The following is a 24,784-nucleotide window of genomic DNA, read 5'->3' on the forward strand; positions in this document are numbered from 1 at the left end:
CAGTTCTGTTAACCTCTCCCCCAGCCCCTCTTCTACGAAGAGAGGGGAGTCTGGCTCCCCCTTTCCCCGCAAGGGAAGGGGGGTTGAAGAAGGTTAGGTCTGCCTTACCTGAACAGTATTGTGAACACTCCGGGTTAATTCACTACGGAAGTCTCAACGCTCTCCCAACCATGGCTGCGGAGGTACTGTTCAAGGGTGGTAAGCTTGGAGTACTCCTTTCGTAGCGCCGCGAGGTTGGCGTCGTAGCCCACATCCTCCATCCACCTCACCATGGTGGTAAACTCCTCGCCTGCGGCTTGACGGAACGCATTCCACGGCGTCTGGACGTAGCGCACCGATCGCCCAATCACGCGACTGAACGTCTCAGCCATCTGAAGCATTGTCAGTTCGTCGCTTGCTACGTCGATTGTACGCCCAAGCCATGGGTCCGGGTGTTCCAGGGCCATAGCGACGAAGACGGCGTAATCTTCTTCGGACAGCATCTGTAGCCGTGTATCGGGGCTAAGCGGCATGGCCCAAGTGCCGTCGAGGACGGACTTGCGGTTATCTGGACCAGTTATGCTGTAGTAAAAGGCGACTGGCCTGAACACGGTGTGGGGAAGGCCGATTTGGCGCACGTGTTCCTCGATCTGCCACTTGCTCTCAAAGTGTGGGATTCCTGTCTTGCGGTCGGCACTGCCGACCGAACTGTACACGAAGTGCCGCACACCCGCCGACTTAGCTGCGTCCGCCAGCGTGATGCCCTGTCGAATTTCTCCCTCGTATCCCGCCTGGAAGAAGTTCTGCACCGAGAACACCCCGTAGGCCTCCTCAAGCGCGCGCTTGAGGGATGCACGATCATCCAAGTCACCTTGCACGACCTCGGCACCCTGCTCGGTCAGTGCCCGCGCTGCTGGCTTGTCCAGATCACGGGTAAGTGCGCGGACTCGGAAGCCTCGGTGGAGGAGGTGGCGTGCCACTGCGCCCCCCTGATTGCCCGTCGCCCCAGTCACTAGAATCAAGCGTTCTGCGAATCGTGAGCTATCCATAATTTTCTCCTTCCGTACGGTTTTAATCTAGTCATGAAGAAGGCTTTTGCAGCCTTGAGCAGACCAAGTAATGTTGTTCTTTAACGTCAAATGTTGTTCTTTAACGTCATTAGTTCAGTAGGTTGGCTGATACGATCCCGGTCTGGTGGTCGATAAGAACCATGGCGCAACAAGAACCTCCTAAAAATTGGCTGATTGCTGTTTTTTCTGTTTGCTTTTCAGCACCAAACTAACACCAACGGAAGCAGCGAACCCCATTATACCCAACCAAGAAGAGGGTTCAGGGACAGAGGTCGGAGTGAAAACCAAGCCTATGGGGTCGCGCAGCCCACCACTACCAGAGGGAACGAAAGCGTCAATGAAAGCGCCTGTCTGTGCATTGTAGCGTAGGACACTGTTGCTGCCGAAGCTAGTGACGTAGAGGTTGTTGTCTGGTCTGAAGGTCAAGCGTGAGGCTTGGCTTAGCCCACCGCTACCAGCGGAAACAAAAGTATCAATGAAGGCACCTGTCTCTCCATCATAGCGACGGATACTAGCATTGGGAATGAAGTCGTTGACGTAGAGGTTGTTATCTGGCCCGAAGGTCAAGCCTCCGGGAATTTCTGGCGCGTTATTAGGAGGAATAAAGACATCCGTGGTGTCGGTTTGGTTATCGTAGCCTAGTACACCGCTACTAGGAAGGACACCACTGATGTAGATGTCGTTATCTTGTGCAAAGGTAAAATTCGGGGAGCTTAGCTTATTCCCAGTAGAGGGAACTTCGGCAACGACAGCATCAATGAAGGCACCTGTCTTCCCGTCGTAGCGCCGAACGCCGCTGCCTTCGAGACCGCTGACGTAGAGGTTGTTGTCTGGTCCAAAGACTATGCTTTCGGGGCTGGCAATTCCACCACTGCTAGAGGGAACAAAAACGTCAATGAAGGCACCTGTTTCTCCATTGTAGCGTAGAACACTGCTATTGAAATAATCGCTGACGTAGAGGTTGTTGTCTTGTCCAAAGGCCAAGCTTGAAGGTCCCTTGAGCCCACCACTACCAGCAGGAATAAAAGTATCAATGAAGGCACCTGTTTGCTCGTCGTAGCGCAGAACACTTTTATTACCACGTCCAGCGACAAGCAATGCTGCTTCGGCTTTCAAGCTAGTCAGGCTTAGTACTGCAACGACTGTCAGCAGAAAACCACTTTTGGAAAGGTTTCGCATCACTTAATATCCTCAGGCTAAGTCGTTTAATAGAATGCGGTTGATCAGGTCGGCTAAGTTAACGGCACTGAAACAACCCAAGACTGGCCCTCTCGACGTTGTTTGGCTCCTCTAGCTAGAATGTTGATTCTGTAGGGACTTTCCGGAAAAAAGTTCATGCCACTTTTGTGGCTGTGAGGTTGGGTCGTCACCTTCGATGCTTTGTTGACCTCGTCTTTGCCATAACATATATCCTGCACGAAAAAAGCTCCTGGGTTAGCCCCTAGAATCAACACCCAATACTGTTTGGTTAAAATTTTTGGTAAGGATTGCAGGTATGTAGAGACGCCAAATTTCGCGTCTCTACAAAGATTTTAGGTAGGTCAATTATCTTATCCGAACCGTATTGAATTAACACTCTACCCTTTAGGTTTCAAAAATTGGCTGATTTGTGGTTTTTATTTTGCGTTTCAGCACTAAGGTTGCACCAACGAAAGCACCAAATCCTAATAAACCCAATCTAGAAGAGGGTTCGGGGATAGGTTTCGGGGAGGTAGCGAACACTAGCGTCCTCACTGGGGTTGTCCCAAGGTTTTGAAATGCGTATGGTTCGTCATCAGGAAGGTAAACAAATGTTCCGGAGGTCGCAACCATTGTTTGATCCTCTACTTGGAGCGACAACTCCCCATCCAGGATATATAACGCTTGGCGTTGAGTGTTGATCGGCAGTGATTCAAACTTAGCCTGCGGTGGAAGCAAAGCATTGAATAGCGCGAACTCCCCGCCAGTCTCTTCAGTAGTGGCTAAAGAGGTATACAGGCCACCCCCTATCGAGATCGACTCACGATTTGATGCGTCCGGTGGTACTGTGAAGAAATCCAGAAGTTCTTCTCCTTTTAATGCATTTAGCAGAACATCCTCACAACTGCTGCTGATTATGCATATACCGTACTTGGGAGCAATTGCTAAATATTTTTCCAAATCTTCGTTAGTGAAGGCGGGTACCGGAACAGACTTGTCCGTCACTAAAGTTCCCACTTCTTGAAAAACTTCCTCGAATCCTGCAGGAGTAAGGAGTGACAGCGTCCTCACCGGCGTCGTCCCCCTGTTTGTAAATGCGTGGGGTCTGCCTTTAGGAAGGTAAACAAAGCTCCCTGCGGGTACAACCATACTATTGTCCTCCGATTCCATAAAGACTGTTAAATCCCCCTCCAGGATGTAGAACGACTCAGCTTCCCGGGTGTGGAAGTGCAGTGCAGGAAGCACGGCATCTGTAGACGGCAGCGGTGAAACCAAGAAATCCAATAGCGCAAACTGCCCACCGGTTTCTTCGCCACTTGCTAAAAAGGTATACAGGTTGCCTGACGCGTAGTAAGCCGGACGACCTGCTGCGTCCGGTGGCACCACTAGGACATCCTGAATTGCTCCCTCATAAATTTTTGACTGAATTGCTCCCTTATAGGTTTGTGAATGTTCATGGAGTTCTGAAGGTAAAGCTACCGTATGTAAGGCCTGTGCGGCTTCCCGACCCAAACAGAAACTGGAAATCACTGCTCCAGTAATCGCCATCGATAGCCTTTTCACAGCAACCATAGATAAGTTTCCTTGTAACTAAAAATCCACGTGGAGTTCTCTATTTTCCCTTTGCCTACTTAAAAAGCGTAGTCACTTGCTGAGTACAAATTGTTAGACGCTAACTTTTTTCAGTGCCTGCTTGTTAATTCCCTCTAAGAAAACATTCATAAATTCGTCCACCACGTCGGGATGTTTTCCGGTTATGAGGTTGTTGTCGATATGTACTTTCTTAGTGCCATCGCCATCGAAAACGACGATTGCTCCCGCATTTTGGACGTCGTAAATAAGGTTATGAGCACACGTAACCTTGCGATTCTTCAGTAGTTCTGGTGCAGCACAAAACAGCCAAAGGCTATGGCAGATAGTTCCAATCTTTAATTGGCTCTCATCCATCGCCTTTACAGCTTTTCGGAGAAATCTAACGGCAGGAGATTGGTTCGGTTGGTCCTCTTTAGGATGCGCTTCATACCGAAGACGATCCATGGCATATGCACCGATGAGAATAATGGCTACATAATTGGTAGGCTCCACATCGTTCACTTCTACGGTAACCGTGACCTCTTGTGTCAATTCATTCCCCTTGAACGTCACTTGCACTTGATTCCAAAGATGGGATATGTATTCTACCTCATATCCATTCGCTGGGAAGAAATTATTGAAAGCTTGGAACTCAAAGTCGTCAAAGTGATCTTCAATGAGTACACCTATTTTTCCTTTGATATTGGATGATCCACTTGCCATGTTTTCCTAATTCCGTATGGTTTGTCTAAAACTGCTTAAGTGACTCAGCCAAAAGTGTAGCGATCGCCGCACCAATAGTGCTGGGTAATTAAGTGAAACATTCGCTAGGACACAGAGCAGACTTCGCGAACGACAAGCATCGCTAGAGAGTTGACAAGGATATGTCATATGTACATACCTATGTCTTTAGACGAACACAGCAGATATGTCCATGTAGATCCGCAATTCCTGAACCTTGTCGCCCTTAAATCGAATGGTGTCGCAGCAGGGAAGTGTAAACACCTTGCCGTCATAACGGATGTAGGTTACTTCCATTTCGGCAACCACTGTGTCTCCCACTTCCCACATATTCTTCATGTGGTGGTACACTTGTTCAACGTTCTTGAGGAAGTCAACTGAAGCGTCGCGGATGCCTTGCGGTCCGTACACGACCGGAAAGTTGCTGAACTGGTAGAGGGCGTCATCGGTGTAGAACTTGACGAAGTTTTCCACATTCATCGACTCGCCTGCTTTGAACATATGCTTGACGATGTCTATCTTTTCTCCTGTAAAACTTTCTGACATTGATTTTCCCGGCTTTGTGTTTGGGTCTTCTATGATACTTTTCATATGAAGGACAGCCTCCTTGATCATTTCGGGTTGGGCAGCTCGAATAAACCACTGGGCTTCTTCTTTTTCTTCCGCTTTCTCGGTAGTAGGCTTTATGTCAAAAGTGTAAGTAAGTATCGGAAAAGACCCAGGATTGTCATCTACAGGTGAGGTTACCTGGTTAATGATCTGACCAGTGAAAAGCGGGTGCTCCACTAGAGTGAACGTTATTTTTCCTGCTTGTTTGTCCACGGTGGTTCTTTCTGTCATATGCATTTCAGACGTTTTAATTTCGCGTAGAATTCCATCGTCATACCTTTCCCAGATTTTAAATTCCTCAACTTCATATGGAATATATTGTTGCGGTCTTTCCATTTTATCCAACAAAAAATTCCATACTCTTTCCGTCGTGGTATTAACAGAAGTGCTAAATGTGGAGTACAGCATAGCTTTTCAATGACCTTCAGTTAACTAATGGTTTCTAGAACAGACAACAGACTCCACCCTTCCCCATCTATTAACTTTGTACTTCTGCCGGATGTAGACCATCAAGGTTTGAGGTAGGACAATCAGGGGCTTGCATACTCCAACCAAATTGAAGCGTGCAATTGGGGTTCGTTGAGCCTCTTAGGTTTTCAGGCGAACACCACAGATATGTCCATGTAGATCCGCAATTCCTGAACCTTGTCGCCCTTAAATCGAATGGTGTCGCAGCAGGGAAGTGTAAGCACCTTGCCGTCATAACGGATGTAGGTTACTTCCATTTCGGCAACTACTGTGTCTCCCACTTCCCACATATTCTTCATGTGGTGGTACACTTGTTCAACGTTCTTGAGGAAGTCAACTGAAGCGTCGCGGATGCCTTGCGGTCCGTACACGACCGGGAAGTTACTGAACTGATACAGGGCGTCATCAGTGTAAAACTTGACGAAGTTTTCCACATTCATCGATTCGCCTGCTTTGAACATACGCTTAACGATGTCTATCAGTTTTCCTGAAAACCTTTCTCCCGTAGTTTCTCTGTTATCTCTGGTTGTGGATTCTATTTGGGAATCTAATTTCTGCTTTGTCGTTGTGGATTCTATTACAGTATCTAAAGTCCAACGGAAATTTGTCCCGTTCGCTTTGTTATACTCCTCCTGTGCTTTTTTAAAACGTGATTTTGCTGTACGAGTCACTTGGTTAAATTCCAGCTGTTCGCCATTTGGCCCTTTACAGTAAAACAATGACCATCCATGAAAATCACCGAACTCTAAATCTGAGTAGCCTTCAATAAAATATTCTGATTCATTCCAAAATTTGTTGGCATTATACTTAAGTGCAACCTTTTTCCTTTCCTCTTCTGATTTAACATGAATGACTCGATTACATACAACGTTAGTCATTCCCCGCTTTTGACACTCTTCTTCCAAAATGTTGGCAAACAGATTGAGATCCACATCATCTTTTACATGAAAAGAGAGGTGCGGCGCGTTCACGTGACCAACGCCGGAAGGAATTCTTCCAAAAATATTAGGTGCACTCATTGATAACGCCGCATCTCTAAAATGGATGAGTTCAACACAGGTGTTGCCAAATGAAATGAACCTAACGTCCAACGCCGCTTCTGAAGCATCTCTTAGGTTGGGAACACCAAGAGTTTTAGGGTTAACACCTAGTTCATTCGCATCAATATCCTCTTTTTGAAAGAGAGTATTGTGGAGCACTTCGCCAACGAAACTATCTCCACCAATGGCTATTTTCCCCCCTAACACCTCTGTGTAAAATTCGATGGCTTTTGGCATATCATCAACTGTTATCCCGAAGTGTTGCACTCCTTGCAGGTAATGACCTAACCCAGAATTAATATCCTGCTTGCCGTTCATGAGAGAAACTATGTCTTGCTTCTGCTTGCTGTTCATGAGAAAAACTATGTCCTCTTTTAGTTGATTAGTTGCTCCGATATTCGCGATTAGCTCTGCCACCCTAGAACTCCGTTGACCCGCTAGAGTCATCTGACCGTTGTAGACAAAAGTGTAAGCAGATCGCTCGGGAAATGGATTGATTTGTTTGACATACTTAACCTGGTCTTTTACTGCTGCCGCATACTCAATTGATGCAAAAAACTTTTCCATTTCTAGAGGATTTGAAAAAGCAATTTCAAAAGCTGCTTGATACTGCTTCTCTGGTGGTTCATAATGTGATACTCCGGCGGTATCAGGACGTGAATTGTCTACTTCCTCAAGCAGATGCAGTCGGAACTTGAGAACTGAGTTACTTTTGACAACAGCAGGAGCAAAGTTGTCTGTCATATATTTGCGAAACTCGTCCACACTCACGGCATTAGATTTCTGAACCATGACGTGGAACTTCAGGATACCCAGATCTCCGTTGGGGTCACCATTTTCGATGCTATCAACATAGGTTTTGGAATTGCCAGTGCTAGTGTTGTATCGAATCGCTTTACTAAATAAGTTATGTTCGTCATCTATTAACATTGCAGCAGCATTAAACCATGTTTGACGCTCTTCTTCTGTCTCAAAGGTTAATTGGGCAATGCCATCGAACTGATCTTCTGGCTGAGTGTTGTACTCGATGCCATCAATAGCTGGCAATAGGTCACCTTCATTATGTGCTAAGTGGAACTGCCAATATTGGTGCTGACCTGGTAGTCGGGCACAGACTGGGCCATGAACATTTCTCCAGTAGTTATCGAAAAGCTCTAACGTTATTCCCTTCTTTTTCCACAAAAGAACGTAAAATACTACCTTTCCCTTTTGATCGCGCCATGCATAATCGACCTTTCTCGTTGCTGATATCATTTGGACAACACCACTTTGCTCAAAAATTTTATTAAGTGTGCCGAAGCAACCTGCGACCTTATTGAATCCCGCGTAAACGCACATGAATAAAAGAAGTTCGTCGATTTCCGCCCGAGTGGCTCCTTGCTTGAGAGCCATATTGACATGTGCTGGAAAAGGATTGCCAGGACCTGTATGATTCTGATTTACAACATCAACTGCGATCGCGATTAGGGCCTTAGTCTTTTGGTCAATTAACGGCAGACCCCATGCTTCACCTGCTACCCGCGTAACAAAGTCACCAAACTTCGGGTTGATAACTTTTAAACCCTCTTGAAGTTCTTTGTCATCGAGAACTGCATTCTCATATCCCCTATCATCTGTCATCTTAGACTGTGGCGATCAACTTCAGTAGCTCATTAGGGGCAAAAACATCACGGTAGAAGGTCAGCTGCTCGGTTTTGAGGTAGCATGCACCTCGATGACCACGTCGAACCCAGGTTACATTTCCCTTAGCAATTGTTTCGTTTGTCTGATCGTCCACACACTTCCATTCAAAGTAAACAATTTCACCATGAAACATGACGGTGGGCCAGCACATGGTTACTCCTGGTTGAGCAATTAATGCCCACCAGTGTTGCTCTCGCGCTTTTTGTTGTTCCAAGCCATAATACGGACCATCCTGACAGAAATAAACGAGATCATCACGATATTCGCCAGTTAAAATATCGCCTCTTCCCTGTCTCAAGGCCTCGCAATGAGTGGGCCACCATTCCTTGTTCTCTTCTTCAATCTGTTCCAGTGTGTAATAAAAATCTATTTGTGGCAGCCTCTGTTCTTTAATCGCCACGAACTTTTCGGCATCCTCAATGAGTTTTTTCGCTACATACGGAGTAACGAGCCCTGGCTTAGAATAATCAGCTGCCAAATCTTTGTAGTAATTAGTTCGCGTTTTTAGGGAAGTATTTGTAGTGTTTTGCAAATCATTACCATAACCATTAGAGGAACCATTGTTCAAGGAACCATTCGAGTTTGAAACCATAAGATTTTGAGCTACCATGAGAGATGATATGTCCTCCTTGAGTTGATTGGTTGCTCCGATGTTTGTGATCAGTTCTGCTACTGTAGAACTCCGCTGACCGGCTAGAGTCATCTGCCCGTCGTAGACAAAAGTGTAAGCAGATCGCTCGGGAAAAGCGTTGATTTGTTGGACATACTTGGACTGATTTTTTACAGCTTGAGCGTACTCTTTTGATGCAAAGAACTTTCCCATTTCCAGAGGATTCGAGAAAGCAATTTCAAAAGCTGCTTGATACTGTTTCTCTTGTGGTTCATAATGAATTACTCCCGCAGCATCTGGACGTGAATTGTCTACTTCCTCAAACAGATGCAATCGGAACTTGAGAACTGAGTTGCTGTTGACAACAGCAGGAGCAAAGCTGTCTGCCATATATTTGCGAAACTCGTCCACACTCACAGCATCAGATTTCTTAACCATGACGTGGAACTTCAGGATACCCAGTTTTCCGTTTGGATCACCCCTTTCGATGCCATCAACGTAGGTTTTGGAATTGCCAGGGGTAGTGTTGTATCCAATTGCCTTGCTAAATAAGTTGTGTTCGTCATCCATCAGAATGGCAGCAGCTTGGAACCATGTCTGACGCTCTTCTTCTGTCTCAAAGGTTAATTGGGCAATGCCATCGAACTGATCTTCTGGCTGAGTGTTGTACTCGATGCCATCAATAGCTGGCAGCAGGTCACCCTCATTATGAGCTAAGTGGAACTGCCAGTATTGGTGCTGACCTGGTAGTCGGGCGCAGACTGGACCATGAACATCTCTCCAGTAGTCATCGAAATTATCTAACGTTATTCCCTTCTTTTTCCACAAAAGAACGTAGAATACTGCTTTGCCTTTTTGATCGCGGATTGCATAATCGGTCTTCTTCATTGCTAATATCATTTGTCCAATACCTCTTTGTTTGCATCAGAATAAAGAAATTAAGCTACGCGGACAGCCCGGAGAGTTAAAGTGAACCGCATTTGCGCATCCTCAAATTTAGGCGATTAATTCTGTATAATTTTAAGGTTGAGAACCTAGAATTTCATTCAGGGCACCGAAGCAACCTGCTGCTTTATTGAATCCTGCATAAACGCACATGAACAAAAGTACCTCCTCGATTTCCGCCCTCGTGGCTCCTTGCTTGAGAGCCATATTCACATGTGCTGCAAAAGGATTGCCGGGACCTGTATGGTCCTGATTCACAACATCAACTGCAATGGTGATTAGAGCTTTGGTCTTTTGATCAATTAATGGCCTGCCCCATGCTTCACCTGCTATCCTCGTAACAAAGTCACCAAACTTCGGGTTGATACCTTTTAAACCCTCTTGAAGTTCTTTGTCATCCAAAACTGCATTTTTGTATTTCATTGGTTAAATTTCCTCAAGAACACTAGATTTTTAACTGGAAAAGAAGAGTGACTTTTTCTTAAGTCTTTAATCATTAAGTTTAAGGAACGCGAAACACGACCACAAGGGTCGATTTTTCGGAGCAAGTTTGCATTGTTTCGGTTTTACTTGTCTACTTGATGCCGAGCTAGCTTCATCTGGCGATTCATTGTGATCATTTGTTAAGATAGTCAACGACCAGCAACCAGTTTACGAACATTGCTCAGCCACTCGCATTCCCGACAACGAGCGTGTGTTTAACTTCATAGTCAACCTGATCGGGGGTTTGATTGCCTACACCTACCGCGAGAAAAAACCGTTTGGAAAACCGAAACAATGCAAACTTGTTCCGAAAGATCGGCTCTTGCGGTCATGTTTCGCGTTCCTTAAACTTAATGATCAAAGACTTAAAAAAAGTCCCTGAGTGGGTAGGCACAAAAAAACTGCACTCCCGATATAAGGCAATAGGCAAGAGCTACGGGGCAATACGCAATGGAAGAAAACCCATAGCCCATTCCCTAACTCCACACTAGACGTTTATTTAGACCGACCTACTTACCTCACTTTATAGTTATACCTTGAACTCCCGGGAACACCCGATGAATTTGACAACAACCTTTAAAGATGAGCATTTGGAATTTGCCTTGTGGGTGGAAATTACCACTAAGCAGCCCTGCTGTACCTACTACTTTGGACCTTTTTTAAGTCTGCAGGAAGCTCAATGGTTTCTACCTGGCTACGTTGAGGATCTACAACAGGAGGGATATGAAGAAATTCGTATTCAAGTTAAGCAGTGCCAGCCAAAAGAATTAACTATTTTTGAAGAAGGTAGTGATTGTTTTAGTGCCTATGATCCCCAAGCAGCAGCAAAACAGAAGTGTCTGATCCATCTAGAGCAAGACCTCAAAGCACTGACCAAATAATTATGAATTCATAATTCATAATTTTTGGTACAAGCCCCTCAATTTATTGATGGATAAAAATCAATTTATTCCTGACTTCAAGCCCCGGCATTTATGCATGGGGTTCTAATTATCAATTGGTAATTATTAATTATGAATTAGATTGACTACATCGTATCATACCTAGAGACAAATATTTACCCACAGTTCTCAGAATCTCCCCTAGTTTTTTAGACTCTCTGCTCATGCCCAATCAGTAGTTTTGGGCTGCCAGTTCCATCGCCTTTTTAAATTCTGTGAGCAGACCTTCAGTCAAGGTCCTATAGTTACGTAAGATTTGATGGGCTTGCTTGTGAGTGAACTCAATCTCAAGGTGAATTGTAGGGAAAGCTTCGACTATCACTTGATGTCCCATTGCATACCATTTCTCAATAACTTCTAGGATCTCGGCAGAAAAATCCCAAATGTCTTTAGTCGTATCCCTGTGTCTGGTTAGTTCGGAGAGCGCTTCATTTCTCAATTCCTTGAGGGCTGCTGTCAGTTCTGCAATATCCATAGTTTTGCTTGCTACATGTTGTGGTTGTTTTCTTGTGCTGTATATTGCGAGCCTTCAGTTAATTTGACAATATCCTGGTCACAATTCCCGACTTAAAATGATCCTAGAAAAGTTCCGCGTCACAGAAAAACCTCTATTTGTGGTAATATATTAAATAAACAATAAATGCCTCTTTGCTCTCTGGCAGATTCCAATAATGCTTGCAAAGGGCATTTACATTGTATCAGGTGATCCTTAAGTGCGCTTTGCTGATTGTTTTAGAAAGATATCCTTGTCCGCTAAAATGGGTAAAATAATCTGAAAGCGGGTGTTTCCTGATTCGGAAAACAAGTAGATTTCGCCTTTATGCTTCTCAACAATCCTGTAGCTAATGACCAGACCTAAGCCGGTTCCCTTACCCACCCCCTTAGTAGTAAAGAACGGCTCGAAAATGCGCCCTTGAATCTCTGGCAAAATGCCTGGACCGTTGTCGGTAATCTCCACCAGTATGCAGCAGTTATTCTCTCGTGCTGTGCGAATGCAGATTTGTCCCTGTCCACCCATTGCATCGATGGCATTGTCAATCAGGTTGGTCCACACTTGGTTGAGTTCACTACCATAGGCACAGATGAGTGGCAAGCTCCGATCATAATCGCGCCTTACAGTTATACCGCACTTGAGCTTATGACCCAGAATAGTCAGCGTATTTTCGAGACCGTGGTGTACATCCACCTCCTGCATCGGAGCCTGGTCCATATACGAATACTCTTTGATTGCTTTGACCAGTTCAGAGATGCGCCCCGAGCTTTTGTCGATCTCGTCCAACAGCTCAACCCCTGTCAGCGTTGCCTCGAGCCAAGTTAGCACTTTGCCGAGCAATTCAGATTCAGTGGTCAACTGCTCCACAATGGTATTCAGCGATTGAGTGTCCAATCCTGCCCAGACTAAGGTGGGGGCGATTTTCCAGCTATCAGCCACGTTGTGTGAGTCCAACCAGGCTGTGACCTCCTCCTCCCGGTCGATCTGCGTCAGTGGATCTAGGTGGGATGATGTTTCGGGACGTGCGATCGCGTTGCGCAGCAAGTTGTCAAGAAACAAAAGCTGCTCTTGTGTCATCTGCTTTTGATTAAGCTTGAGTGCAAAGGATAGCAACTGTTGAAATATCTCCTGCAAGTGCGAGGCACTTCGGGAGACCGCTGTAACTGGGTTATTCAGCTCGTGGGCAAGACCAGCAGCTAAGGTGCCGAGTGCAATTAGCTTTTCGTGGTGCCGTGACGTTGTCTCCAGGATTTGCACCCGTTGCGCTGTAATGCTCAGAAGGTCACGTGTAATCGAAGGACAGATTGTGAGCATTTCCCAGAAAGTTTTTGTGTCCCATTTCAACAGATAGCTTGCTTTGACGGCCTGCGCATTGGCAATATAGGGTCTGTTTAATAAAATCAACTCATGACCCGTATATGTTCCAGGACCAAAGGTCATCACATACCTTTCCACATTGCCAACCTTTTTTGTTAGCTCAATCTCGCCTTCTATCAGCACATAAAAATTGTCTAACGGTTCTCCCTCAAGGGATAAGTATTCTCCTGGAACTAGCCAGAGTTCGTGACCGTGTTCAGACAACCATTGCAATTGCTCATCTGTCAATTGTGCAAAGAGCGAACAAGAGCGCAAAGCGTCCAACATAATTACACCTTGCTAAGATATTGATGGATGAACTGAACGGCGATCGCACCTTCGCCCACCCCGGAAGCGACTCGCTTTACCGACCCATAACGCACATCTCCAGCGACGAAGATGCCGGGTACACTCGTCTCAAGTAAAAAGGGGTCACGATCCAGGAACCAGCCTCGCGGGCAACGGCGTTCACGCATTAAGTCAGGTCCAGACAGGATAAACCCTTGTTCATCTCGCTCCACAACGCCATCCAACCAATCGGTACGCGGCAGCGCACCGATAAAGATAAACAGCGAAGTTGCGGGAACAGTTTGCTTCTCGCCAGTGACGATATTAGCGATAGCGATCGCCTCCAAGCTAGTCTCACCTTTGACCTCGACGACACTGGAATGCACCTTTACTATGATGTTGTCTGTCGCCGAAATCTGCTCAATCAAGTACTGTGACATGCTTTTAGCGAGGGAGTCGCCGCGCACTAGAATGGTTACTTTGCGGGCGTACTTAGAAAAGTACATCGCCGCCTGTCCAGACGAGTTCGCCCCACCGACGATATAGACCTCTTCACCGCTACAGGCGATCGCTTCGGTCTGCGCTGCATCGTAGTACACGCCAGCCCCAGTCAGCCGCTCAATGCCGGGCATGTTGAGCTTCCGCCACGTCACGCCGATCGCAATCATCAGCGCGTGACAGCTGATCTCGCTCCCATCCGCCAGGGTGACAATCCGATAGGGGCCCTCCACGCGAACACCAGTCGCCTCCTGAGGTGTGAGGATCTCCACGCCAAACCGTTTAGCCTGAGCCACGGCACGCCTAGCCAAGTCCCCTCCACTAAGTCCAACTGGAAAGCCCAAGTAGTTTTCGATGCGGGAACTCGACCCCGCCTGCCCCCCTGGAGCCTCTCGTTCAATCATCACCGTGCTTAGCCCTTCAGATGCCCCATAGACCGCTGCTGCCAGGCCAGCGGGTCCAGCGCCCACGATGACCAGGTCGTAGAACGGTCTTTCAGCCTGCGTCCTCAGCCCAATTTTCTCAGCAATTTGGACGTTCGTCGGCTGTATCAGACGCGAACCGTCAGGAAAGAGTACAAGCGGCAGGTGTTGCATATTATCACATTCGGCGTATGTAACTAGGCGGCGCGCCTCTTCATCTGTCTCGATGTCCAACCACTGATAGGGCACTTGATTGCGGCCCAAGAAGTCTTTGGTTTGATGTGACTTAGGCGACCAGCGGTTGCCAATGACGCGAATCCCTGTAAATGGGGGACGGAACGATGAGAGCCAGTCATCGAGCAAATCATTCAGAACGGGGTACAAGCGCTCTTCAGGGGGGTCCCATGGCTTCAACAGGTAGTAATCAATTTTCACAGTGTTAATGGCACGGATAGCAGCATCGGTGTCAGCATACGCCGTCAGTAAGACCTGTTTAGCGTCGGAGAAAAGTTCCATTGCTTGTTCAAGGAACTCCACGCCACTCATCTGCGGCATCCGCTGGTCTACCAGCAACAGCGCTACTGGCAGATTGCGTAGTTTCAGCTTTTGTAGCACCTTCAAGGCTGTTGCACCTGAGTCCGCTCGCAGTACCCGGAAGCGCGTGCCGTACTCGGTTCGGAGGTCACGCTCTACTGACCGCAGAACTTCAGGGTCGTCGTCTATCGTAAGCAGTACAGGTTTAGCTAGTACAGGGTTAGCCACAATCGTTCCTTAAAAAGTTCTTGCAATATAGCGCTTCTCAATTGCCTGCAATACGTTCAAACTTGAGGAGTCAGAAGACAAAAGTCAGGAGTTAAGAATTCTCAATATTCTGACTCCTGACTCCTTTAATTTAGATGCACTTCATTTAAGAATTGCAATAGAACCTATACAGTTGCCATCTCGACACTCTCATAGTTATCCAACACGGTGACGCCCTCGCAGAATGCACTCATCTTGAGGAAATGCAACACATGGTCAGGTGCACCAACTACATAGATTTCAACATTGGCACCCAGCTTTTGCTTAGTGAAAATGAGGGCCCGCAGACCAGCACTGGTTATACATTCCAGGTTTTGTAGCAACAAGACGAGGCGTTTGATTGGCTTTTGCGTTGCTTTCTGCAACTCTTCTTGAAGCAGTTGTACAGCACTTGCATCCAGTAAGCCAGTTAAGGATATCTTGGCAGTACCTTCAATTACATCTAGCAATGTTGCGTTAAAAAATACCTGAGTGGGAAGAAGCCTCACTCGAACTTTCAATTCATCTTGAGTGGATGGCAGTTTAACAGTCAGGCTTTCGGCATTAAAATCCGAATACAGTTGCCCATTAATCCATACTTCGCCAATGCGCACGCTGCCAGGTGGAAGAATATCTGGCCCAACCCGGAGGATGTTGTCCTTAAAGCCTCCTGGCTGAGGTTTGAAGTATAAATCCATCGGCTGTTTAGTAATCAGCAGGTTCGTATAAACACAAGCCAAGTAGGCCAGCTCGAACGAGTGGTAACCGCTCATCGCGTGGCTGCCTTTGCCTCGCTCAGTTTTTCCCAGTAGGTAAGGAAGTCCATTGGCAAAAACATTGAAGTAGATACCTCCAACTTCGGTATCAAGGAAGTAAGAGTTATAAAAAGCTGCCGATTCACGACCCAACCTTTGATACTCAGGGTTTTCAAGTGAGCCAGCCAGAACCAGGTAGGCTAAAATAGCCTGTTCCTGCTGCCACCAAGCCTTGCGGTTATGCCATACAAAGCGGTGTGCCTCTTGTCCTGGTTCTAGTATGCGTTCCACGACGTCGTACCACCCCCCACGCTGTTGGTCGCTACCAACTGCAGGCATAATTCTTGCAATCTTTTCGGCCAAGGCTGCGTACTTTTCTTTTGGTTTCAGGTGGTGCATACGCATGAGGTTCCAAACAATTTTGAGGTTGTGGCCCACAACTGCTCGGTTCTGCTGCCATCCCCAAGTCTTGTCGTGGCTCCAATCCTCATGAAAACGTTCCTGAACAAACGGGCTATGATCGTAATCTGGGAAACGCTTTTCAATTGTGTCAAATGTGTACTCAAGCAAATCGGCGTATTCGTCCTTACCTGTCGCCAGCCAGAGATTGATTAGATAGGCTGGGGCATGGTCTCCTACCGAGTTCCAGTTCTTTTTCGCGCGGTTATGGTTCAAAGACTGGCAGTGGGGGCTGAGGGTAATCGGATCAATGTGTGAGAAAAACCCCCCTTTGTCCGTTTTGTCCAGGAAATATTTGTTAAACAGATTCATGGTCAACTCAATGTCATTCATAATACGTGGCTCGCCTGTTACCCGGTAGGTCTGGGTAAGGCCAGCCAGTGCATAAATCTGCTCATAAGCTGGGATAGCATCATAATCATCCCCAAATTCTGAGGAAAATATTTTCTGCTCGCTGCCATCTGGCTGAATGTCAATTGCATGATACCAATAGCAAATTCCTTCGCCCTCATCGAGAAAACGCATGTGTTCACGCAGGTATTCAGTCCCTTTTTCGGCAGCCTCTAGGTAACGGTCTTCCCCAGTCATCAAGTAGGCTGTGGCGAAACCGTAAACCAGACGCGAAATGGTGTCGGTTTCCTGACGATTGGTTCCTCGCTTTGTACCAACCCAGCTTAGCTCCGTGCGATAATTACGATAATCAATTTCCCCATCAATGAACTGCGCTTTTAGATAAAAATTGGCAAGGCTTTGTATCTGGTTGACCCACCAATTTGGTTTTTCAAAAACATACTCACTTTCTGTTCTACCCAGAAAGACTATATGTTTGCCTTCAAACTTGTACTGACCCGCCTCAGGATAGAAAATGCCATACACGAAGAGATACCGACTTGGGACAAGCATTGATCCAATTTGGCTAGTACAATCGTAGTAAGGCTCTCCAAGATTGCGCACCAGTTCAGCAGAGGTCATTGAGGTTAATGCTACCTCAAATTTGCTGCCATCTGACGTGTTGAGGTCGAAAGTACCAAAAGCTCCCTTTTGTGAGTCAAAATCAGTAATATAACCAGCGATCGAATCTGAAAACGAGAAGCCCATGTTACTCATCGAATTTCCTCTTTTTGTAGAAATTAGCTATTTGGAAACTATTTGGAAATTAGAACGACAACGCTATAGCCTTTAACAAGACAGACATCATCTGAAACCATAAACTCCTGACCGGGTTCCACAATATCCATGGGGGAAGACTCAGCAGTGTCTACAACTTTGTACCATTCCCTATCCTGAAGAAAGGGAAGTTCAAAGTGGAGATCTTCCCAGTACATATTGAGCATGACGTGAATATCTACCGACCCTTCAAAGCCCCCTACAGTAAATGCAAGAACTTTGGCATGAGGGTCGTCCCAACCTGGGTTAAACAACTTACAACTGTGCCAAGAGATGTCTGCTAGACCGCGCTCATTCACTTCGCCACTGAAGAAATGGCGGCGATGTAAGGCAGAATGACAATAGGACTTGCGGAAATCGATCATTAGCTTGAAGAACCTGAATATATCCGAGTTCTTCTTCACAAGATTCCAGTCAAACCAACTAATCTCGTTATCCTGGCAGTAAGCATTATTGTTGCCCTTTTGCGTGCGTCTGACTTCATCACCAGCCAGAATCATTGGTACGCCCAGGGACAGCAAGAGAATGGCTGCGAAATTTTTAATTTGTCGCTGACGCAATGCATCGATTTCTGGATCTTCAGTCTCTCCTTCAACGCCACAATTCCAGCTCAAATTTTCATTGATGCCATCCCGATTGTCTTCACCATTGGCTTCATTGTACTTGTCGTTGTACGAGACCAAATCATTGAGGGTGAACCCATCATGACAAGTGATGAAATTGATACTGTTGATCGGTAAATGGCCGCTGCTTTGGTAAAGGTCGGCACTTCCGGCAAGGCGCCAGGCGACTGCGCCGACCAGTCCTGGATCTCCTTTGACAAAGCGCCGGATGTTGTCTCGAAAGTGTCCGTTCCATTCTGCGTAACGATATCCAGGGAATGTACCAATCTGATAGAGTCCGCCGGCATCCCAAGCCTCAGCAATGATTTTGGTCTCAGCTAGGACTTCGGACGTTTCAATATGCCAAAGTACTGGTGGTTGCTCGATTGGTAATCCGTCCTGCCCACGGGCTAGGATAGAAGCTTCATCAAACCGGAAGCCATCAACGTGCATTTCTCTCACCCAAAATTTCAGACAATCCACAATCAACTTACTCACCATGGGGTGGTTGCAGTTGAGGGTATTCCCACACCCGGAGTAGTCCATGTAGTACTGCTTGTCGTGGGGTACGAGGTGATAGTAGACGCTATTATCAAGGCCTTTGAAGTTAATGGTTGGGCCCTGATGATTCCCTTCGTTCGTGTGGTTAAAGACCACATCCAGGATGACCTCGATCCCAGCTTTATGTAATGCCTTGACCATATTCCGAAACTCCCTAATGGGGCTTCTTTCAGGAGGAGAAGCACAATACGAGGTTTCAGGAGCAAAGAAGCTGAGCGGGTTGTATCCCCAGTAGTCTTTCAGTAGTTTGCCGTTAACTTCTCGGATAAAGTCCTTTTCATCAAAGTCAAATATCGGCAGGAGTTCAACAGCTGTTATTCCTAACTCTTTCAGGTAAGGGATCTTCTCGATGATTCCATAAAAGGTACCGGGGTCTTTGCAGCCTGAGGAAGGTGACTTAGTAAATCCGCCAACATGCACCTCATAAATGATGGTTTCACTCATTGGTCGGTTGAGGGGACGGTCACCTTCCCAGTCATAATCTGAGATATCGATGACTACACTGCGCATAGAGGTTGTCAGGTTGTCTTTTGGCCCCAAAGCATCGATGCGGTTCCAAAGGGCATTGCTATTGCTCTTAGCGTAGGGATCAATCAGTACCTTGTTTTTGTTGAAACGATATCCTGCCCCGTGTAAATCCTGAGGACCGTCAACTCGATAGACATAGGCAGCGCCGGGTTTCAATCCTCTGACATAGACATGCCAGAAGTGGAATGTTTTATTTATTTTTGGATTTAATTTAATAATCTGTATAGGTTCTGGGTCATCATGCTTATCAAACAACAACAATTCGACAGATGTGGCATGCTCTGAAAAGATTGAGAAGTTTACTCCGTCTTTGTCCGGAGCCGAACCCAAAGGATGTGTACTTCCCGGTTCTACTTGGTACGTAATTTTAGCTAACTTCGTCTGATATTTAGGTGTTGTTGCAGTCATTTTGCCATTCCTCTCACTATAGAGTGTCAATTAGCCATTAACCTCAATTCCGCAGCTATTTTCTTCGTTAATACGTAGACAATTGCACGGGATCTTGTCCGATAGAATTGCACTGACCATCATGCCCGTATGAATTTCCAGTTGAGCATTTGGCAGCGTTTGAAACAAGAGATGTTGTCCTGGGAAAATAACTCGCTCAAAGTACCAATTTGGAATATTCGTGATCCGAATCACCTGAATAAGGTTAGTAGCATTAACGTAGCTACAAAGAAGTTGACCGGAATGCTCAGAAGGCAAAGGAGCAAGAATTTGAGCCATAATTGCAGGACTTATGCTGAATCATACTGCTAATTAGCAACCCTATATTTTGGGCGTTAACCCTGGTTTTTAATTGAAACCAAAAACTCGGCCTTTCACTTTACTCATGTAATCGTGAAGGTCAGATAAACAAGGATAGCCTGTTCCTACTGCCATAAGGTTTTAGTGTTGAACCAAGGAAAATCCAGACATATGTTTGTGCAAAAATGTAAGATGCTCTCTTCCGTTGTTATCGCTTACTCAGGAAACCTTGTTGTACCTCTATTGAGACTGGACTTACACTAGGAAGGTAATTGACTTTTGGCTGACTATTAGAGCTATATGCACTCTTAAGTACAACTTATACATGATAAGTTCTCTTGGTTGATTTTCGGATTAGCCTATTAATGATTAAGTTTAAGGAGCGCTAAGCATACTCGCAAGGGTAGATATTTTGGAGCTAGTTTGTATTCTTTCGGTCGTGCTTGGTGCCGAAGTGATAAAAACCAGGGGAAATCCGATAATTAGCAACGCGAAGATTACATGATGGTATGGAATAGTCCTACCCTATTGTGCTAGTGCAGGCAGGCAGAAATAGGGAGCAACGCAAAAAAGTGGGATGAGACCGATGACTGGCGATCGCTTCCACAAAGTATTGATATCCTAGTAACAATGTTGACAAAAAAAGGTAGAATTACCCTGAGAAACAGATTTCTAGCCCAGAATTGAAATGAGCGGGTGCCTACCGTGAAGTAAAATAACTTTGCAACTCTTAATTTAATCGAATCGTTTGATAATTTTAAAGAAACTGTTACCAAAGTTTTAGAATTATCTGAAGTAGAGAATTGGGATGGAAAAACTTTTTTACAAAAAAAGCAGAAAATCAGAGAAGCAGGGCTAATTTTAGCTGGAGAATGTATTGCATTATTGCTATATAATTGTAACCGTTCACAAGATCTGAAACGCTACAGTCAAAAATGGGTTACTGAGGTGGTAGATTAAATTGCATGGATGAAAACTGCCTCGCCTACGGGATTGAAATTTCCGATTCAGATTGGGAAAAAACGACCGCCAATGTTAAGCAATTGGTGGAGAAAATGGGGCAGCACATGGGAGCATCCCAATTTTTCAAAAACAGACGTGTCATTCTGTTTGCGCAGCGTGTCCCTTTGGGACTTACGCGAGTGCCGTGCCTCCTCCGGAGGTCGTACGGTACAGGCAGGCGATAGCCGTGGCCGTACCCACTGGGCATAGGGAACGTAGTGCAGTGAAGAATCTCGAACTACTGAATTGATTGAGATGCTTCATTCCGCTGGCGCTGCATTCAGCATGACAATAAATTTAAACATTTGGCATGCTCCCGTTCAAATTCAAAAATTGATTATTGGATAATGCTAAACTGGAACGCTCAAAGACCTGAATAAAAGTCGAGAATAATTTCAAAACGATTTGGAAGTTGGTACTAAGGTTATCTGTATCGAACCATCGCTTATTTTTGCCACAGAGCCATTTTCGCCTTCTAAGATAAGTTCTTCACCAGAGACAGTATTCTTGTTAAGAATCGCAGCAATTTCTTGACAACAAGCTTGTAGCCTTTGAGCTTCTGCAGCAGTCACATTTGCGGCTTTCTGTTGGATACTCTTGCTTTGATATGTCCTTCGCCACAATTGCGGGGTTACATTGTGGAGCCGGAGAAACTGGCGGCTGAAATGGCGTCTATCAAAATAGCCTACTGCTTCGGTAATATGCTCCACCGACTGGTCAGTTTCAACGAGCAAGCGGCGAGCCTCTGCCATGCGGCGTTCCATAATCCAATTGAGCACAGTCTTTCCGGTCTCTCGCCGTACAAGGTCGGTGAGGTAGGCAGGGGAGCGACCGACTGCCTCAGCTACCTCCCGAAGACTAATCGAATTATGAAAGTTTTTCTCAATAAAGTGGAAGACATTGTTCAGCAGAGGTTGGGACTGAAGCAAAAACTTTTCAAAGTTTGACAGTATTGATGTGTCAATAGCTATGTTAACGTTATAAGAGTCGATGCCACTAAGTAAGTAATTAGAGTCCATAACATTACCCTCATCCATTGGGTTAAATACGCTGCACTCTCCTATCAGATGTACCTGAATTTGAGTAGAACGCAAAGATTTCTCAAGTCAAAGAATCTAAATCAATCGGTTCTTGCAAAATCACCGCTACCACAAATAAAAATTTCTCACCCTTGTCCCCCTGTATCTTTGTGGATATAAATTGCTACATTTCCTGTTAACGCCTGAGCCAATGCAGTAATTCATTGGAGGCATAAACATCGCGGTAAAAGCTAAGTTGCTCGGTTTTTAAGTAGCATGCACCTCTGTGCCCACGTCGAAGCAAGGTTTCGTTTCCCTTTGCAATTATTTCCTTTGTTACATTATCAATACAATTCCACTCACTATAGACGGCTTCAGTATGAAACATAACAATGGGCCAAGCCATTGTTACGCGAGGTTGAGCGAGAATCGCCCACCAATGTACTTCTCTATTTATCACTGCGCTTCTATCATAAAAAGATCCGTCAGCACAAAAATAGACAAGAGTATTGGCATATTCATCGGCTAAAATATCTGCTCGTCCTTGTCGCAGTGCTTCACAGTGAGTTAGCCACCATTCTTTGTTTTCCTGTTCTATTTGGGCTAAACCGTATTCTAGAGTGATTTCAGGCAAATTATCTTCGCGTAGAAAAATATATGTTTCCGCGTTCCCAACCAGTCTTAGTGCTAGTTCATTGGAAACTAGCTTTGGCTGTGAATAATCTGCAGACAGATTATTGTAGTAGTTAGTTTGTTTGGTCATTTTAAGTCTCTACGAAAGTCTTAGCACAAGGTTGTAGTGCTGAAATAACACTCTATTTAGCTTGAATCGCCACAAGCCGGGCTTAAAACCCGTAAGGATTGGAGACAGGAGGCATAGGAGGTGAATTCAAGCTAGTTACCGAACAAAGCCAGTTGTCAGACGCACGAGTGAGCGGAGCAAGTGAGTTTTCGTCAATCTCCCAGGAAACATGAATATGGGCAAGTAAAATTTTTAGAAATTTTTAATTTTTTCCTGTAAATGCTATAACAGTCTTTATGTCGAATATGACTTCTTATTACGGAACAAGTTAAACTTGTCCTATTTGTGGAACTCATACTCGAAAAAACTTAGCGAACAAGAGTATAGTTCTCCTGAATGTAGACACACAACACACTGAAAGGAGTGAGAAACCCCCGTGCATGAACCGGGGGATAGAGCGCGGCGATAGAGTAGAAGCACAGAGTTTTGATGCTTCTGTGATGTTGGTTTGGCATAATTGTCTATCTTTAGACTGGGTTTGAGCAAGTTAAGATAGAAAACTTAGGGAAAAAAGTTTAAGTTTTTTTTGTTGTACGTTACGCAAAGTTCCAATTGAAGCGATTTTCAGCCAATAGCAAATTTAGATTCCTCTTTTGGCTAACTTTGCTAAATTTAACTCGATACCAGTTGCCTTCTACTCCTTAAAACTTGAACAAAGTTGTACCGCCTTAGCGATGCAGCTTGCTCTATGTTCACCGAGTGGGTGGACTACTAGGCTAAAGTTTTTGGTATTTGGGCAATAGTGGTACCTCGGCACTCGAAAAGTAGGCGAGATTGGAAGCCGATGGGGAGAACTTGGTTGCCCGGTTGTACGGGGGCGAAGCGTTACCAAGCGTTGATCATCCCACATAATTACCCACAATTCACGCAAAACTTCACCCACAACTTTTCTAACCTATGGCATAAAGCTGTGGGTGAGGTGCTTTAACAGTTACCAGTTATCAGTTATCAGTTATCAGTTTCATCCTTTGCATGTTTAAGTCCCCCACCAAGAGCACCGTTCGTCAAGAGACGTGCCGTAGGCATAAGCGTTGGTGGCGGGTTTAAATCCCCCACCATAGCAGGCGTTACTGCGGCTGGTACTGTTCGCTGTTTTAAGTAGGTTTGTGGAATTAAAATGAACCATCCTAGTAGGATGGGAAGCGCGATAGCGTAATCCATGCTGCTCAAGGAATTGATGCGTTACGGGTGCGCCTAACACATCCTACGTTTAATTATGTCCGCTTACTTGCTATCTACCATGTATCAACCTTTGTGGGCGATTTGGCGATTTTAGTATATTTGCACATGATAATTTCAGGTTAGTAAAGTAAGATAAAAAATTTAAAAAAACTTAACTTTCTCGTAAGTTTGTTAACTTGAGTTGTTAAAGTTTTGTTTAGCAAGCAAACTTAATGGCATGAGACATCAATTTACCAACTAAATTGACTAGGGTGCTTGATATGACCAGTAAGCAATGCTGCGAAATTTTTAATTCTTTTACACTGCCTTGGGATACCCTCCCGTCACATATTGGGTTTGTCGCTCGACAGTTAGTAGAACAGAGTATAAACGATCCGTAGGGCAATGTCTCATTTACTATCTATGACACAGTTCGTGGCAGGGTTCTGCCGCCAGCGCTACAATCAAAGGGCTTCTTGGACTTTATCTTACGCAATTAGAATGAAGATGGCAGTTGGGGGCGTTTCTGATGCCGATCGCATTGTGCCCACCTTGGCGATGACGTAAAGCCTGCTTCAGTTTGTAGAGTGGGGCAACAAGCACCGGGTAGTTGGTGCCAAGAGTTTAGAACAGAAAAACATTTTATCAAGACCAATCTATCATTGCATCTTGGGTTGCCTTTGCCACAAAACAAGCACTACCCATTCTGCAATACACATCACTTTAGTTGAATAAGCAGAATAGCGAAAAACCATACTGTCTGCAATCTATCTACCGCTTATAAGTGAGAGCTTTCTGGTAGATTTCCTCTCGCCTCTGCATAA

At 45.4% G+C, this 24,784-nt stretch carries 18 protein-coding genes and 1 pseudogene; 2 read left to right on the forward strand and 17 right to left on the reverse strand.

From position 1 onward, the window contains the following. Positions 1 to 134: 134 nt before the first annotated feature. The 8 genes from ACM0OZ_RS09715 to ACM0OZ_RS09750 form a co-directional block, all read right to left on the reverse strand. Positions 135 to 1,028 (reverse strand): NmrA/HSCARG family protein, encoded by an 894-nt coding sequence (locus ACM0OZ_RS09715; protein WP_414582590.1) that lies wholly within the window; start codon positions 1,026 to 1,028, stop codon positions 135 to 137. 180 nt (positions 1,029 to 1,208) lie between these two features. After that, the gene (locus ACM0OZ_RS09720) at positions 1,209 to 2,228 is read right to left on the reverse strand and encodes a hypothetical protein (RefSeq protein ID WP_414582591.1); all 1,020 of its coding nucleotides are present in this window, start codon (positions 2,226 to 2,228) and stop codon (positions 1,209 to 1,211) included. 405 nt (positions 2,229 to 2,633) lie between these two features. Beyond that, positions 2,634 to 3,791 carry a cupin domain-containing protein gene (locus ACM0OZ_RS09725; RefSeq protein WP_414582592.1) on the reverse strand — a complete coding sequence of 386 codons (1,158 nt, stop codon included), beginning with the start codon at positions 3,789 to 3,791 and terminating at the stop codon, positions 2,634 to 2,636. A gap of 102 nt (positions 3,792 to 3,893) precedes the next feature. Continuing rightward, complete coding sequence (locus tag ACM0OZ_RS09730) at positions 3,894 to 4,523, reverse strand: DJ-1/PfpI family protein (RefSeq protein ID WP_414582593.1); 630 nt, start codon at positions 4,521 to 4,523, stop codon at positions 3,894 to 3,896. A 186-nt stretch (positions 4,524 to 4,709) separates the two neighbouring features. Continuing rightward, the gene (locus tag ACM0OZ_RS09735; RefSeq protein ID WP_414582594.1) at positions 4,710 to 5,558 is read right to left on the reverse strand and encodes an AtaL-like protein; all 849 of its coding nucleotides are present in this window, start codon (positions 5,556 to 5,558) and stop codon (positions 4,710 to 4,712) included. A gap of 188 nt (positions 5,559 to 5,746) precedes the next feature. After that, on the reverse strand, positions 5,747 to 8,278 hold the full coding sequence (locus tag ACM0OZ_RS09740) for an EthD domain-containing protein (RefSeq protein WP_414582595.1): 2,532 nt from the start codon (positions 8,276 to 8,278) through the stop codon (positions 5,747 to 5,749). Position 8,279: 1 nt separating this feature from the next. Beyond that, complete coding sequence (locus ACM0OZ_RS09745) at positions 8,280 to 9,851, reverse strand: EthD domain-containing protein (protein WP_414582596.1); 1,572 nt, start codon at positions 9,849 to 9,851, stop codon at positions 8,280 to 8,282. Positions 9,852 to 9,971: 120 nt separating this feature from the next. After that, positions 9,972 to 10,319: a carboxymuconolactone decarboxylase family protein gene (locus ACM0OZ_RS09750; RefSeq protein ID WP_414582597.1), complete on the reverse strand. Its 348-nt coding sequence runs from the start codon at positions 10,317 to 10,319 to the stop codon at positions 9,972 to 9,974. A gap of 617 nt (positions 10,320 to 10,936) precedes the next feature. Here ACM0OZ_RS09750 and ACM0OZ_RS09755 point away from each other — a divergent pair. Then, positions 10,937 to 11,260 carry a DUF1816 domain-containing protein gene (locus ACM0OZ_RS09755; protein WP_414582598.1) on the forward strand — a complete coding sequence of 108 codons (324 nt, stop codon included), beginning with the start codon at positions 10,937 to 10,939 and terminating at the stop codon, positions 11,258 to 11,260. Positions 11,261 to 11,492: 232 nt separating this feature from the next. On the opposite strand, the gene ACM0OZ_RS09760 is transcribed toward ACM0OZ_RS09755, so the two are convergent. From ACM0OZ_RS09760 to ACM0OZ_RS09800, 9 genes and pseudogenes are all read right to left on the reverse strand, one after another. Beyond that, positions 11,493 to 11,795 carry a hypothetical protein gene (locus ACM0OZ_RS09760; RefSeq protein WP_414582600.1) on the reverse strand — a complete coding sequence of 101 codons (303 nt, stop codon included), beginning with the start codon at positions 11,793 to 11,795 and terminating at the stop codon, positions 11,493 to 11,495. Positions 11,796 to 12,029: 234 nt separating this feature from the next. Next, positions 12,030 to 13,457 (reverse strand): ATP-binding protein, encoded by a 1,428-nt coding sequence (locus ACM0OZ_RS09765; protein ID WP_414582601.1) that lies wholly within the window; start codon positions 13,455 to 13,457, stop codon positions 12,030 to 12,032. Positions 13,458 to 13,459: 2 nt separating this feature from the next. Continuing rightward, positions 13,460 to 15,139 (reverse strand): FAD-dependent oxidoreductase, encoded by a 1,680-nt coding sequence (locus ACM0OZ_RS09770; protein WP_414582602.1) that lies wholly within the window; start codon positions 15,137 to 15,139, stop codon positions 13,460 to 13,462. 164 nt (positions 15,140 to 15,303) lie between these two features. Beyond that, positions 15,304 to 17,478 (reverse strand): AGE family epimerase/isomerase, encoded by a 2,175-nt coding sequence (locus ACM0OZ_RS09775; RefSeq protein ID WP_414582603.1) that lies wholly within the window; start codon positions 17,476 to 17,478, stop codon positions 15,304 to 15,306. A 38-nt stretch (positions 17,479 to 17,516) separates the two neighbouring features. After that, positions 17,517 to 19,637 (reverse strand): glycogen debranching protein GlgX, encoded by a 2,121-nt coding sequence (gene glgX / locus ACM0OZ_RS09780; RefSeq protein ID WP_414582604.1) that lies wholly within the window; start codon positions 19,635 to 19,637, stop codon positions 17,517 to 17,519. A 42-nt stretch (positions 19,638 to 19,679) separates the two neighbouring features. After that, positions 19,680 to 19,955: pseudogene (locus tag ACM0OZ_RS09785) on the reverse strand (DUF1830 domain-containing protein); the annotation flags it as partial. Positions 19,956 to 21,373: 1,418 nt separating this feature from the next. Beyond that, complete coding sequence (locus tag ACM0OZ_RS09790; protein WP_414582605.1) at positions 21,374 to 21,997, reverse strand: helix-turn-helix domain-containing protein; 624 nt, start codon at positions 21,995 to 21,997, stop codon at positions 21,374 to 21,376. Positions 21,998 to 22,193: 196 nt separating this feature from the next. Continuing rightward, complete coding sequence (locus ACM0OZ_RS09795; RefSeq protein ID WP_414582606.1) at positions 22,194 to 22,760, reverse strand: hypothetical protein; 567 nt, start codon at positions 22,758 to 22,760, stop codon at positions 22,194 to 22,196. Between the two features lie 987 nt (positions 22,761 to 23,747). Next, complete coding sequence (locus tag ACM0OZ_RS09800; protein WP_414582607.1) at positions 23,748 to 23,960, reverse strand: hypothetical protein; 213 nt, start codon at positions 23,958 to 23,960, stop codon at positions 23,748 to 23,750. A 405-nt stretch (positions 23,961 to 24,365) separates the two neighbouring features. Between ACM0OZ_RS09800 and ACM0OZ_RS09805 the strand changes: the two genes are divergently transcribed. Then, positions 24,366 to 24,527, forward strand: a complete 162-nt coding sequence (locus tag ACM0OZ_RS09805; RefSeq protein ID WP_414582608.1) for a hypothetical protein — start codon at positions 24,366 to 24,368, stop codon at positions 24,525 to 24,527. Positions 24,528 to 24,784: the final 257 nt, after the last annotated feature.

It is taken from the genome of Scytonema sp. PCC 10023, from assembly GCF_963920835.1.
Lineage (GTDB): Bacteria > Cyanobacteriota > Cyanobacteriia > Cyanobacteriales > Nostocaceae > Kalymmatonema.